Genomic DNA, 13969 nt, shown 5'->3' with positions numbered 1-13969 from the left:
AATTGGGGATCGCGCAGCGCCTTGGCAATGCCTCTGTGCTGCGTGTTTTTTCGTTCAGAATAAAGCAGTCGTGGCGATGGTGAATTGAATGATCATGATCTCTCCATCGTGCCGTCGGCAGTCGATTATCCTGTGGCGATCGCGCGTCTTACTGCGCGCCGAGGAAGTCGCGCTTGCCCACATCGATACCGCACATCCGCAGGATGCCGTGGGCAGTGGTGACGTGGAAATAGAAGCTTGGCAGCGAGAAGCTGGTGAGGAATTCCTGGCCTGACATGGTGGTGGTCTTGCCGGGGCCGGTGGGGAAGGTGATCTCCCGGGTTTCTCCGCCGTCGAATTGGGCGGGCTTGTAGTTCTTCAGATAATCGACGGTTCTGGTGATGCGCGCCTGCAATTCATCGAAGGTCGTCTCGGTGTCCGGTACCGCCGGCACTTCGCTGCCCGAGAGGCGCGCGCTGCCCTTGGTGGCGAAATCGCAGGAGAGCTGGACCTGCCGGCTCAGCGGAAGCATGTCCGGGAAGAGCCGTGTGCCGAGCAGGACGCCGGGCTCGATCTTCCTTGCGGCAGCATAGGCTTCGGCCTTTTTCAGGCTCGCGGACAAGCTGCCCAGCATCTGCAGATAGGCGGGCACGACAGAATCATAGAACGGCATGTGGATGCTCTTTTGTGATGTGTTTCGAGGCACAGCGGCGGGTTTCGAGAAAGATGCTGCTGCATGGACTTGGGGCGCGGCCAGCCGAATTCAACCGCCGCGGCCTCACAAAAGAGAAGAAATTTCGAGGATGATCGCGATAAGTGGATACCGTTTCTCGGATCTGACTTAGCGCCCGGATCTCAATGCAGCGAGTAACTCGGCCGTAGGCCAGGAATCCGCCGGCAGGCCGAATTTGACCTGCATGGCCTTGACGGCCGTGCGGCTCTGCTGGCCGAGGATGCCGTCGATCTTACCGACATTGAAGCCGCGCTTTGCCAGCAGTTGCTGCAGCTCGCGCAATTCGGGATGTGACAGCTGCGCGACAGGGGCGGAGGGCTGCCGCATCTTGGATGCGCCATTGATGCGGGTGGCGAGATAGGCCGCGGTGGTCGAATAGATCAGCGAGTTGTTCCATTCCGTATAGGCGGCGAAATTAGCGTAAGCGAGGAAGGCGGGGCCGTGCCGTCCCATCGGCAGCAGCAGTGAGGCCGGCATGCTGTCATTCGGCAGCGGCCGCCCGTCGGGATAGGAGACGCCGAATGACGCCCATTTGGCGCGCGGCAACTGGATGGTGAGATCGGCCTGATCCCACGGCACGTTGTCGGTGACCCGCACCTCCTGCAACCACGGTTCGCCGCGCCGCCATTTCAGGCCGGTGGAAATATAGTGGGCGGTGGCGCCGATCACGTCGGCGGGGCTGCGCAGCAAATTGCGATGGCCATCGCCGTCATAGTCTACGGCATAGTTGAAGTAATGCGTTGGCAGGAATTGCGTCTGGCCGAGCTCGCCGGCCCATGATCCGATCATCTCCGCCGGCGACAAGTCGCCGCGATCGATGATCTTCAGCGCGGCGATGGTCTCGTCCTGAAACATCTTCGAGCGCCGGCAGTCATAGGCCAGCGACACCAGCGAACGCAGCGTCTGCAGATTGCCCATCTGCACGCCGAAGTCGCTTTCCAGCGCCCAGAACGCGGCGATGACCGCTGGCGGTACGCCATACTCTTTCTCTGCACGCGCAAAGGCTGCAGCGTTCTGCTTGATCTTGAGCTGCCCGTTCTGCATCCGGTAGTCTGCGGCCATGCGTCCGGCGAACTGCGTGAACAACTGCCCGAATACCCGCTGCCCACGGTCGCGGTTGACGATGCCCTGGTCGTAGACGAGGTAAGGCGAGGCCTCCGCCATCGCGCGCTGCGATACGCCGGCAGTGACGGCCTGCTGTTTCAGCCCGGCGAGGAATTGATCGAAACTCTGGCCGCCATGGCAGGACGCGCCGCGTTGGGCGGAGGCGGGGGAGGCGAGGGAGATAAAGGTCAATGCTGCAATGAGGATTGCAAGTCTGGTCGATAGCCGGATGCGCAGCATGAATCGTTCTCTCCGTCGTCATGCCCGGCATATGCCGGGCATCCACGTCTTCGTCCGAGTGCTACCAAGCAAGACGTGGATGGCCGGGTCAAGCCCGGCCATGACGGTGTTTCCATTTCCGCCGTTACTGTGAGGGGGGCCTTCGAAGAACCAGTCCGACTACAACTCCCGCGCATTACTAAAAGCAAAACTCGACACCCGCCGCGTGTTCTCGTCCAGGATCAGGCTGCGCGTGATCGGCGGCTCGGCGCGCTGGCTGCAGTTCTCGCGTTCGCAGAGGCGGCAATTGACGCCGATCGGCGTGCCTTCGGTTTTTTCCAGATCGAGGCCTGCGGAATAGACGAGCTTGCCGGCGTGGCGGATCTCGCAGCCGAGGCCGATGGCGAAGCGCGGTTGTGGCTGGGGATGCGGCGCCGCGGGCCGGCGCAGCGTCTGCGCCAGCGAAAAGTAGCGGCTGCCGTCCGGGAGTTCGATCACCTGGCTCAGGAGGCGGTCCGGCGTGTCGAAGGTCGAGTGCACATTCCACAGCGGGCAGGTGCCGCCGAATTTCGAAAACGGGAAGGTGCCGGACGAGAACCGCTTCGAGACGTTACCGGCATTGTCGACGCGCAGCATGAAGAACGGCACGCCGCGCGTGTTCGGCCGCTGCAGCGTGGTCAGGCGATGGCAGATTTGCTCGAAGCCGACATTGAAGCGCTGGCCGAGCACCTGCACGTCGTAGCTCAACGCTTCTGCCGCGGCATGAAACGCGCCGTAAGGCATCAGCACGGCGGCGGCGAAGTAGTTCGCCAGCGTGATGCGATAGAGCCGGCGCGGCGTGTCGTCGAGCGGTCCGGCGCGGCCGATGATGCTTTCGAAATTGGACGAACACTCGACGAGGCCGATCTGGAACGCGACCTGAAACGCGCGGCCGGGTGCATCGACCATTTCCGAGATCAGCAATTGCCGGCGATGCCGGTCAAACCGCCTTAGCGTTTCGCGCATGACGTCCACCGGCATGATGCGGGTGACTATCGAGTATTTGTCACGCAGCCGCGTGCTCAGCGCCGCAAACAGATCCTGCGACGGCACGTTGATTTCGTCGCGCAGCCCTTCGGCGGCCTGCTCGAGTTCGGGAAAGTAGTTGCGGTTGGCCTCGATGAGGTCGCGCACGCGTTCGATCGGATTGGCCTCGAACTGCGCGCCCTCTTGGCGATCGGCCATCTGCGCCGCCACCATGGTCTCGCCTCGCCGCGCTTCGGTATAGGCTGCATAGAGCCGCTGCAACGAATGCGTGACGCCGGGACAAAGTTCGGCAAGGTCGCGCAATTCCTGCTTCGGCAAGTCGATCTGGCGAAACAGCGGATCGGAAAAGATCTCGTTCAGCTCTGCAAAGAAACGATCCTCATCCGCAGTCGCGAGGTCGCGCAGATCGAGGTCGTAGGTTTCAGCCAGTCGCAACAAGAGTTGCGCGGTGACCGGCCGCTGGTTGCGCTCGATCAGGTTGATATAGCTTGGTGAAATCCCGAGACCCTCGGCCATCTGGGTTTGGGACAGGCCCTGTTGCTGCCGGATGCGCCTGAAGCGCGGTCCCACGAACAGTTTCTTGCCCGACTCGCCCGCCATATGCGTCAATTCCTGGTTCCGAGTCGCCGCTCGGCTGGTAATTGTGACAAAATTGACAAATTGACATTATTACAAGTCGCTATGTTACATCACATCACCATTCAAACGCAAGCTATCTGGCGGATTTGGCCGATATGGAGTTATCTCTTCACACGGTGAATGCATCGCATGTCACGAATGTCGATTTGGAAGATAGAACAGGAGCACGACATGTCACACGGCAGCAATTTCTGGGTCATCGGCGGCGAGTTCGGCTCGATGAACTTCCACAAGCTGGTCGAAGGCTCGGCCCAGGTGCAGGGTCCGTTCAAGACGCGCAAGCAGGCCGAAGAGGCCTGGAAGATTGTGTCTGAAGAGAATCGCCACCGTGCCGGCGTCCGCTTTTCCATCGTCGAAGAGCCGAGCCGCCAGGTCGCCTAAGACTGACAAGGTCGCTTGAGGCTGACATCGCCGCGGCGTTACGGCCGCTGGATTGTCTCAAGCCTGTCGCTGGTTTGCCGCATAAGAAAACGTCCAAGGAAATCAACGGCCTCATCCGGGCAACCGGGTGGGGCCGTTGGTGCATTCGGGGTGCAAGTAACTGGAAACAAACGGTCTTTGCGGCACTTATGGTAGCTGATAGGTTAATGTGGGCGGCTGCCGCGCTTGAGGCAGCCAGAAAGAGGTCCAGCGTGGCGAGTAACGGGACGAAGCCTGTCGAGGAAGCCAAGCCGATGCGTCTGCGCGACGCCCTGCGCAAGGCCCGTATCGAGGCAGCCGATCGCACCGGTGTCGTCGTCGAATTGCGGGATGCCGAAGTGGCGCGCCTCGAGATACTCAACGAGGCGCTCGATCCGCTGTTTGCCGAGATTCCTGATGGCATCGAGATGTTCGACCGGGGCGTCAGCCAGGGCGACACGCCGCGGCTGTGGGTTGACATGGTCGCCCATGTCGCCATGGGGCGCGACAAGCGCACATATCGCTTCGTGCAAGACACCCGCCATGGCCGCGTGGTGCTGGCGGAGGCTCATGATATTCCTGTCATCGTGAAAGCCGTGACCGACTATGTCGCGCGCCGTATGATCGAACGCGAACATGCGATGGTGACCACGTGGCCGCCGCTTGTGCCGACACCGGTGAAGAAACCGCGCAGCAGATTCTGGCCGTTCCTGTTTGGCATTGTAGTCGGCATCGCGGGGTTATTTGCCCTGGCGTTGTTAGTATCCGTGCGCGGACACTAGTCGCTGGTCATTGCGAGGAGCGAAGCGACGCGGCAATCCCAGAAGACCGCAAACAAAGTAAGAACTGGATTGCTTCGCCCGCAATGACCTGGAGAAAGCGGCGTTACAGCATCACCCGCTTGATCTCATGCACCATGTTGCCATCGCCGAATCCGCGCACCGTCTGTTCGCAGCGCCAGCGTTCGCCGTCGCGTTCGATGGCGAATAGATTATACGCCGCCGCCGGCTTGCGGCCGTGTGCGATGGATGACGCCGACGGCACGCCGATAGCGGGAATGCGCCGCTGCGGGCCGTCGAACCACATGGTCGAATGAATGTGGTCGTGGCCGTGCAGGATCAGTTCGACGCCATGGCGTTTCAGCAGCGCCTGCAGCGTGTCGGAATCCGTCAAGCGCTTTTGCCAATGCTGTGAGCGTAGCGGATGATGGATCAGCAGCACACGAAACAGATGTGCGTCCGCGAGCGCCGCAAGCATGCGATCGAGCTCGTCATGCTGCTCCGGCCTGAGCCAGCCTGTGGCCATGAAGGGCGCGGTCGGCACACTGGATGACACGCCGATCAGCGCCAGCGGACCGCGGATGCGCAGGAATGGAAAGCGCGTCTTGGCGGTATCGTCGCTACGCATGTAGTCGCCGAAGGTCTCGGCAAAGCGCTGCGCCGCTCCGCGCACATAGGCGTCGTGATTGCCGGGGACCAGCGACACATGATCGGGCGTGCCCACGCTTTCGATCCAGCGCCGTGCGCGTGGGAATTCCGCTGCCAATGCGAGGTTCACGAGATCGCCGGTCACGGCGATATGGTCTGGCTGCTGCGCCTGCATGTCGCTGACGATGACATCCAGCATATCGCGGCGGTGGATCAGGTGCCGGTTGCGCCGCCAGTTCAGGTAACCGAGCACGCGCTGCCCCAGGAGCTCGCGCCATTGCGGCTCCGGCATCGGCGGAACATGCGGATCGGACAGATGCGCGAGGGTGAAGGCCGTCATAAGAAGCGATCCGCCCCTGCGCGTGTGTGAACAAGCCGGCTCAATGCGCCCTCATGCCTGTGAAATCCCTGCATGTTTTGGCAAGGTGGGGCATATGACGCAAGCACCCACCGTGTCGCCAGCCAGGAATTTGCCGCGATGACCTCACCGACGTTTCGGCAACGGCTGGAGCCGACCCTGCGCAAATGCGTGCACCTCTATTTCCGCTTCGCGCGCGGCATGACCCTGGGTGTCCGCGCCGTGGTGCTCGACGACGCCAATCGCGTGTTTCTGGTCCGGCATACCTATGTCACCGGCTGGTATCTGCCCGGCGGCGGCGTCGAGGTTGGCCAGACCTTTCGCGAGGCGCTGGACATGGAGCTGCGCGAAGAAGGCCGTATCGAACTCACCGGCGAGCCGGTTCTGCATGGCGTGTTTCTCAACAGCCATGTCTCGATCCGCGACCATGTGGCGGTCTATGTGGTCAGGCAGTTCCGGCAGGACCGGTTGCCCGAGCCCAATCGCGAAATCGCCGAAACCGGCTTCTTCGCCCTCAATGCCCTGCCTCACGACACCACGGAGGGCACCCGGCAGCGGCTGGCCGAGATCTTCGACGGCAGGCCGATCAGCGCCACCTGGCGGGTCTGATCCCGTCCGCCCGGGCAATGGACCGCGCGCCCGCCAAATGCTATCCCGCCTCCCGACATGAATGACCTTTCTCTGACCATCCTGGCGGAAACCGCCAACGACGCCCAGATCATCGAGCGGCTGCATGCCCGCACCTTCGGCCCGGGCCGCTACGTGCTGTCAGCCTACCGGCTGCGCGAACATGTCAGCCATCTACTCGATCTGTCCTTCACGGCACGGATTGGCACGCTGCTCGTCGGCTCGGTCCGGCAATTGCCGATCTGTGTGGGCGATACACCGGCACTGCTGCTCGGGCCGCTGACCGTCGAGCCGCCGTTCCGCAGCCGCGGCGTCGGCCGCAAGCTGCTGGATCGCGCCATCGAGGATGCGCGCAAGAAGGGCCACAAGCTCATCGTGCTGGTTGGCGACGAGCCCTATTACCGCCGGGTCGGGTTCAAGGCGATCCCGAAGGGCAATGTGACCATGCCCGGTCCCGTCGATCAGAACCGGCTGCTGGTTCTGGAGCTGGTGGCAGGAGCCGCTGCGGGTCTTGCGGGCGCTGTCCGGCCGGACTGGGACGCGGCGAAGTAACTTCTCCATCAAGCGAAGTAACTTCTCTACCAAGCAATGTCATTCCGGGTCTGCGCCGAAGTCGGCGCATCCCGGAATGTCGAGTGCAGGTTGCTCTAGAACTTCACACTCGCAAAAGCCCGCACGTTCAGCCCGGGCTGCAATACGTTGTCCTTGTTATAGGACACCGCATTGCGAATGTTCTCGTTGAGCAGATTGTTGCCGACAACGCCGAGGGTCATTTCCTTGGCGCCGTAGATGCGCGGATCGAGCAGCGTCTTGTAGCTCACTTCCGCCTTCAGCAGATTGTAGCCCGATGTCGGCGTTTCCGCGATCGGAGCGATGTCGTTCTGCGCGAAGGCATGCAGCAGGTTCACGCGGGCGAACCAGTTGGCATCGCGCCAGAACAGGCCGCCGCCGGCACGCACCGGCGGGATACGCGGCACATTGGTGCCGTCGCTGAAGGTCGCGCGGACGATGTCGGCCTGGGTCTCGATGCCCCATGTGCCGCCATAGATCTGCGCAACATCGAGCTGGCTCTGGAATTCACCGCCGCGGAAGGTGGCGTCACGCTGCGAATAGATCGCCTGGTTCAGTCCGAGGCCGAGGCCGGCCTGGCAGACGCCATCTCCGCAAGTGTTGCCGGTCAGGCGACGATAGATGAAGCCGTTATACTGCGTGTAGTAGCCGGTGAGCTCGAAGCGGAACGGGCCGGCAGCGCGGCGCAGGCCGAGTTCGACCGACTTCGCCGTCTCGATACCGAGATTGGGATTGCCGATATCGAAAGTCTCGGTCGCATCATGTCCGCCGCGGGAGAACAGTTCAGCGGGCTTCGGCGCTCGCTCGGTATATTGCGCGGTGACGCTGGCGGAGAGCCCATACCACGGCAGATCCTGGATCAGGCCGATGCTTCCGCTCTTCGGCGTGAAGGTGAGGTTACGCCCGACCGCCGGACCGATTGCGCCCGGATCTGCGTTGAGATCGAACTCGTTCGGAATCGACGACGGAGTCGTGCCGGAGAGTTCGACATGCTCGATGCGGCCGGCGATCTGCGCCTTCGTCGTTTCGGTGAACTTGAATTCGTTGAAGCTGTAGCCCGCAACCCTTGTGTTCTTGTTCGGATCCCACAGACCATTGAGAGGACTGCCGATGTCATCGGGGCTCGGTGCCGTCAGTTCCTGATGATTGACCTGCAGGCCGAAGGCCGAGGTGATCGTGGCGAAGCGCGCGTTGAAGGGCATCATCTGCACTTCGAGCCGGCCTTCCTGCTCCTTGTTGGTGAAGGTCTGGCGCACGCCGTCGGACAAGAGATCGCTGGCGTCGGCAAGGCCGATCTCGTTGTGCTTGTAGTTGGTCGCGCCGACCCAGAAGCGGATCGCCTCGATTGCCGCGGCGTCCGGACGATACTCGCCCTTGGCCGTGAACTTGGTCTGCTGTCCGGCGATACGGGTGCCGACCTGCGCGCCTTCAGCGCCCGGAATGCGATAGGTCGTGTTGTTCTGCGTGATCGCCGCGCCGATGTAACCGCCGGTGAAGAAATACGATCCTCCGACCGAGGCGCCAGCCGACTGGTTCGACGAATTTGGCTGCTTGCCGTTGAAGGCCAGGCCGGGCTCGGCATAGGGATAGCTCGGTACGTTGTAGTCGCCAGCCTTGCGGCCATAGACGTCGGCATGGACGGCGACATTGCCGCCACCGGCATCGAGCAGGATGCCGCCATCAACACCGCGATCCACCGAACTGAACGAGGTGCGGACTTCGGCATTCATGCAGCCCGGCGCCGCGAGACCGGCGGCCGGCGCCTTCACCGGCATGCCGTAGCTCTGGAACGGCGCCGCCACGGCGCAGTTCGGCAGCGCATCGGGGATCCGATTGTTCGACGCGCTGACCACGCCGCCGATCGATTGCGAGCCGTAGCGCAGCGTCGCGGGGCCGCGGATCACCTCAACCTGATTGGCGGCAAATGGATCGACGGGTACGAAATGATCTTCGCCGAGATCGGATGCGCCGTTACTGCCAATGCCGTTCTCGACAATGCCGACGCGATTGACGTCGAGGCCCCTGATGATCGGCCGGCTCGACGCGCCCGGCGCGTAGCCGGAGCCGGTGATGCCGGGCTTGTTGGCGAGGAGGTCGCCGAGCGTCGAGGCGCCGGAGCGGCGGATTTCGTCATTCGGCACCACGGTAACGGTGGCGAACTGATCGGTGACGATCGGGAGTTCGCCCTGCTGGGCTTGTACAACAGGCTCCGCTTCAACGGGCACCGGGGCAGCATTGCGGTTCGGCGCCGGGCGCGTGACGTGGGTATGCGCGGTGCGCGACGGCACCGGCTTGCGGCGCACGATCGGGCTCGGCGCGGTGACTTCCACGGCGGGCAACTGCGTCTGCGCCAGCGCGGATGGCGGGAGGCAGCTCAGTCCCACGACGGCGGATGTGCCGAGCAGGAGGGCGCGCTTGAATTGAATCGACATAGGTTTGTCCTGACTTCACCGGCTGCGCGGTCTGTGCGCTTGGGCCGGGACTCGCGGTACCGCGAATCTGACTTCGGTTACGCCGTTCGCGAGGAATTCGCGGCAGCGATCGTCAAAGGTCGTGTCAGGACGCAGGAGGGCCGCGCGGCTGCGACGCGCCGCTGATGGCGTCGAGATGGTCGAATTCGGCTTCGGTGATCCGCTGCAGCAAGACGGTGGCCCGCGGCAGCAGAAGAACCGGCGGCGTGGCGAACAACGCCGTGCCCGCCATCGCCATGACGGCACAGATCGCGCAGGGATCGGTGGCGCGATGATGGTGGTCGGTATCGGGGGTGGCCGGCGTCTGCGCTGCAGCGCTGGCCGCGCGCGCGATGGTTGCGTCGAGAGGTGCCGCATGCACCGTCGCGCCATGGACATGGCCGAACGACAGAATAAGCTGCACTGCCAGCGCGAACAGCGCCAGCTTTGCCCCATTCCTGATATTCGTCCGAAACCACTTCATGCCGACAGGCCGCCCCGCATCGGGCGGCGGAGAGGTCCACCAGCGCCGATGTTATATTGTAACATCGCGTAGCAGGTGGCCGGGTGTCAACGGTCAGTCATCTCTGGACACAGAAACCCGGCAGGCTGTGGGATTACGGCAACGCTTGGCGTCGATCGATGTTGGCCAATCCATGCCCATGACAAGCGACATCGCAATTGTGCGTTACCCCGTCGGGCGCCTTGCAATGGCCGTCGCGTGCGCGCTGGCCAGTACATGCGCCGTCGTCTTCTGAAACTGCAGCGCTGCGGGTGACAGGCTGCGCCCGGTTTGCTGAATCCAGGACAGTTGCCGCGTGATCGCCGGTCGCACGAGCTGGAAAGCGATCAGACCCGGATATTGCTCGGTCGGCATCATATAGGAGGGCAAGATCGCATAGCCGATGCCCTTCGCCGTCATCGAGAGCGCCGTGTTGATGAGGGATACTTCATGGGTCGGGGTCAGCACCTTGCCGTCGCGCCCCAATCGTCTGTCGATCTGTGCGCGGATCAGCGTGTCGCGATGCATCGCGATGGTCGGCAGATCAGCAAGTTCATCCCACGATAGCGTTTGCATTGCTGCGATCGGGCAACCTGGCCAGCCGATGGCGCTGAGACGTCCTCTCACCAGAGGCGTCAGCGTCACCTCGGGCACCGGGCCATCCACGCTGCCGATGGCGAATTCGGCGTCCGACGCGAGCAGTGCGCTGACAAGCTGATCGGATGCGACATCGCGCATGATGACATCAACGTCGGGATAAGCGGTGCGGAATGTCGCGAGCACTGCCGGCATGAGCGCGGAGGCTGCACCGGCCGATGCGACGAAGACGACTGTGCCGCTCCGTGCTTCCGACAGGCTGCGCATCTGACGCGTAAGGCTGAGCGCGTCGCCCAACATACGTTCTGCGGCTCGGACTGCGTCGCGTCCGGCTGCGGTCGGTATACACGACCGGGTCGTGCGATCGAACATTGGCAGGCCCAGCTGCAATTCAAGTTGGCGGAGCAGCAGGCTGACCGCAGCCTGGGTGATGTGAAGTTCTTGAGCTGCGCGCGTCATCGAGCCCGTGCGGCTGACCGCGACCAGCGCTTCCAGTTGGCGAAGGGTGATATTCATGAGGTAATCTTATCAATCAATACTGGAAAAGCGACTTCTCTTATCAAGAGTTGTGGCTAGCTTCAACGTAACGCGCGCAGACGCGGTCGAGGAAGCGAGCCATGCAAGACTATGAGACATCCGTCGTTATTGTCGGCGCCGGGCCCGTGGGCCTCACCGCTGCCCTCGATCTCGCATCCAGAGGGATAGACGTGATCGTGCTGGAGACGCGGCACGCCGGCGAGCCGCCCAATGTCAAATGCAATCATGTGTCGGCGCGATCGATGGAGGTTTTTCGCCGGCTCGGCATCGTGGCCCAGATCCGCGACGCCGGTCTGCCGCCCGACTTTCCCAATGATTGTTCGTATCGCACGACGGCAACGGGCATCGAACTCAGCCGGATCGTCATTCCGTCGCGCGCGACACGCTACACCGCAACGGATGGACCCGACACGTGGTGGCCGACACCCGAGCCGCCGCACCGCATCAACCAGATCTATCTGGAACCTGTCTTGTTTGCGAACGCAGCCGCCAATCCCAGGATCACGATTCTGTCCCGCACCGAGATGGTGCATTTCGATCAGGATATATCGGGTGTCTCGGTCGAGGCTCGTGCGCTCGCCGAGAACCGATCCTTCACCATCCGTGCCAAATTTCTCATTGGATGCGATGGCGGTCGCTCGCTGACGCGCAAGTTGATCGGCGCGTCTTTTGTCGGCACGCCTGTGATCCAGCGCGTCCAGTCGACCCTTATCGATGCGCCGGATCTGAAGATCCTGATGCAGTCGCACACACCGGCCTGGATGGTGCTGGCGCTCAATCCGCGCCGGACCGGCACTGTCGTTGCCATCGACGGGCATGACCGTTGGCTGATCCACAATCACCTCAAACCGGACGAGCTGGAATTCGACTCGGTCGATCGCGACTGGTCTATCCGTACAATTCTGGGCGTCGGACCTGATTTCAATTACAAGATCGTCAGCAAGGAAGACTGGGTCGGGCGCCGTCTCGTCGCCGATCGCTTCCGCGACCGTCGCGCCTTCATCTGCGGGGATGCCGCGCATCTCTGGATGCCTTATGCCGGCTACGGAATGAATGCCGGTATCGCCGATGCGGTTTCGCTCAGCTGGATGCTCGCAGCGCATCTCAACGGCTGGGCTGATGTTGGTCTGCTCGATGCCTATGCGGCCGAACGTCAGCCGATCACCGATCAGGTGTCGCGGTTTGCTATGGAGCATGCGCTGGCCAGCATCAGCCAGCGCGGCGCAGTACCTGCGGTGATCGAGGAAGACAGCGAAGCGGGTGGAGCGGCGCGTGCCGCGGTCGGCCGTGCCGCCTACGATCTGAACGTGAAGCAGTATTGCTGCGCGGGACTCAACTTCGGCTATTTTTACGATCAGTCGCCGGTTATCGCCTATGATGGCGAGGGACCGCCGGCCTATACGATGGGTGACTTTGAACCTTCGACGGCGCCGGGCGCGCGGATGCCGCATGTCTGGCTAAGCGATGGCCGCTCGATCTTTGACGCGATGGGGCCCGGCTATACGCTGTTGCGCTACGATCCGACCTGCGACGTGACTGCGCTCAGCGAAGCCGCGCGTCGCAACGGAGTTCCTCTGACGCTGATCGATCTGTCAATCGCGGAGGCCGATGCAGGGCAACCCGATGAAACACTGCTGCTGGTGCGGCCAGATCAGCATATTGCCTGGCGTGGCCGTCTCCCTCCGTCGGATCCCGCAGCATTGATCGAACTCATTACCGGCAGAGCCGTGTCTGCTCATCGGAGTGCAGCCCCACACGAAAGCTCGGCTTCGCATACTGTTTCGGGAGCAATCGCATGACCGTATTCGCTCCCACCCGCAGGATGTTGCTTGCGGGCGCGGCCTGTTCGATCGTGGTCGGTGCGACGACGCCTGTGTGGGCCGCGTATCCTGACCAACTCATCAAGATTGTCGTCACCTTCCCGCCAGGCGGCAGCGCCGACATCTTTATTCGTGCGCTTGAACCGGTCATCGCTGCAGATCTGAAGCAGGGCTTCATCATCGAAAATCGTGGCGGTGCGGGCGGCAATATCGGCATGCAGGCCGTGGCGCAGGCCAAGCCCGACGGGTACACTCTCGGCGTGGCGCCGGCAGGCGCATTGACCATCAACCCTCACATTAGCCCGTCGACGTCTTTCGATCCGATCAAGGATCTGGCACCGATTACGCTGCTTGCCGATATCCCGTTTGTGCTGGTCGCAGCGCCTGACGCCGCATTTGCCACGCTGAAAGAGGCGCTTGCGGCTGCTGCTGCAAAGCCCGGGCAACTATCGGTGGGATATGGCGGCAACGGCACCGTGATGCACATGACGGCTGCGCTGTTTCTCCAAACAACGAATGTCAAACTGACTCTGGTTCCCTATCGGGGCACAGGGCCTGCGGTGACCGATGTCCTTGCCGGGCATATTCCGCTCGCGGTGCTGGACATCCCCAGTTCGTTGGAATTGATCCGTGCCGGCCGATTGAAACCACTCGGCGTCACCAGCGCCAAGCGCGTGCCGTTCCTTCCCGGAGTACCCACACTCGATGAACAAGGTATTGCCGGGTTTGAATCGACGGGCTGGTTCGGCCTCGTCGCTCCCGCCGCGACACCTGGTGACATCGTGACGCGCTTGAACGCCGCATTCGTCAAGGCTCTGGGCGATCCGGACGTGATCGAGAAACTGCGGACGATCGGTGCGCAGCCGGCACCAATGACGCCGGAAGCCTTCGCCGCCTATATCCGCTCGGAAAGCGCCAAATGGGGGCGTCTCACGCGGGAGATGAACCTCGCGGCGCAATGACCCGCGCCGCCATTGGTTCG

13 protein-coding genes are annotated in these 13969 nt (G+C 62.5%); 6 read left to right on the top strand and 7 right to left on the bottom strand.

Translation table 11 applies throughout. The features are described from left to right. Window positions 1-148: 148 nt before the first annotated feature. The 3 genes from ACEK02_RS11205 to ACEK02_RS11195 form a co-directional block, all read right to left on the bottom strand. The gene (locus ACEK02_RS11205; protein WP_371421779.1) at window positions 149-652 is read right to left on the bottom strand and encodes a DUF1993 family protein; all 504 of its coding nucleotides are present in this window, start codon (window positions 650-652) and stop codon (window positions 149-151) included. A gap of 168 nt (window positions 653-820) precedes the next feature. Next, window positions 821-2056: a lytic murein transglycosylase gene (locus ACEK02_RS11200; protein ID WP_371421778.1), complete on the bottom strand. Its 1236-nt coding sequence runs from the start codon at window positions 2054-2056 to the stop codon at window positions 821-823. 159 nt (window positions 2057-2215) lie between these two features. After that, a complete protein-coding gene (locus tag ACEK02_RS11195; protein WP_371421777.1) occupies window positions 2216-3661 on the bottom strand; it encodes a short-chain fatty acyl-CoA regulator family protein in 1446 nt (481 codons plus the stop codon). A gap of 210 nt (window positions 3662-3871) precedes the next feature. On the opposite strand from ACEK02_RS11195, the gene ACEK02_RS11190 reads away from it, so the two are divergent. Both ACEK02_RS11190 and ACEK02_RS11185 read left to right on the top strand, forming a co-directional pair. Beyond that, entirely contained in the window at window positions 3872-4081 is a 210-nt protein-coding gene (locus tag ACEK02_RS11190) for a hypothetical protein (protein ID WP_371421776.1), read from the top strand. Between the two features lie 293 nt (window positions 4082-4374). Then, complete coding sequence (locus tag ACEK02_RS11185; RefSeq protein ID WP_371421801.1) at window positions 4375-4881, top strand: hypothetical protein; 507 nt, start codon at window positions 4375-4377, stop codon at window positions 4879-4881. A gap of 103 nt (window positions 4882-4984) precedes the next feature. Here the strand turns inward: ACEK02_RS11185 and ACEK02_RS11180 are convergent, their stop codons facing one another. Beyond that, the gene (locus ACEK02_RS11180) at window positions 4985-5866 is read right to left on the bottom strand and encodes a metallophosphoesterase (RefSeq protein ID WP_371421775.1); all 882 of its coding nucleotides are present in this window, start codon (window positions 5864-5866) and stop codon (window positions 4985-4987) included. A 138-nt stretch (window positions 5867-6004) separates the two neighbouring features. On the opposite strand from ACEK02_RS11180, the gene ACEK02_RS11175 reads away from it, so the two are divergent. Together ACEK02_RS11175 and ACEK02_RS11170 are read left to right on the top strand one after the other, a co-directional pair. Next, a complete protein-coding gene (locus tag ACEK02_RS11175; RefSeq protein ID WP_371421774.1) occupies window positions 6005-6493 on the top strand; it encodes an NUDIX domain-containing protein in 489 nt (162 codons plus the stop codon). A 57-nt stretch (window positions 6494-6550) separates the two neighbouring features. Then, entirely contained in the window at window positions 6551-7063 is a 513-nt protein-coding gene (locus ACEK02_RS11170; protein ID WP_371421773.1) for a GNAT family N-acetyltransferase, read from the top strand. A 95-nt stretch (window positions 7064-7158) separates the two neighbouring features. On the opposite strand, the gene ACEK02_RS11165 is transcribed toward ACEK02_RS11170, so the two are convergent. From ACEK02_RS11165 to ACEK02_RS11155, 3 genes are all read right to left on the bottom strand, one after another. Further along, window positions 7159-9513 (bottom strand): TonB-dependent receptor, encoded by a 2355-nt coding sequence (locus ACEK02_RS11165; RefSeq protein ID WP_371421772.1) that lies wholly within the window; start codon window positions 9511-9513, stop codon window positions 7159-7161. Window positions 9514-9637: 124 nt separating this feature from the next. Continuing rightward, complete coding sequence (locus ACEK02_RS11160; protein WP_371421771.1) at window positions 9638-10015, bottom strand: DUF2946 family protein; 378 nt, start codon at window positions 10013-10015, stop codon at window positions 9638-9640. Window positions 10016-10219: 204 nt separating this feature from the next. After that, on the bottom strand, window positions 10220-11146 hold the full coding sequence (locus ACEK02_RS11155; protein ID WP_371421770.1) for a LysR family transcriptional regulator: 927 nt from the start codon (window positions 11144-11146) through the stop codon (window positions 10220-10222). Between the two features lie 101 nt (window positions 11147-11247). Here ACEK02_RS11155 and ACEK02_RS11150 point away from each other — a divergent pair, with 101 nt between their 5' ends. After that, on the top strand, window positions 11248-12966 hold the full coding sequence (locus ACEK02_RS11150) for an FAD-dependent oxidoreductase (RefSeq protein WP_371421769.1): 1719 nt from the start codon (window positions 11248-11250) through the stop codon (window positions 12964-12966). After that, complete coding sequence (locus ACEK02_RS11145; protein WP_371421768.1) at window positions 12963-13949, top strand: Bug family tripartite tricarboxylate transporter substrate binding protein; 987 nt, start codon at window positions 12963-12965, stop codon at window positions 13947-13949. Before ACEK02_RS11150 ends, ACEK02_RS11145 begins: the two co-directional genes overlap by 4 nt. Window positions 13950-13969 lie beyond the last annotated feature (20 nt).

It is taken from the genome of Tardiphaga sp., from assembly GCF_041424195.1.
GTDB lineage: Bacteria > Pseudomonadota > Alphaproteobacteria > Rhizobiales > Xanthobacteraceae > Tardiphaga.
This window is presented reverse-complemented; position numbering and strand designations above follow the sequence as displayed.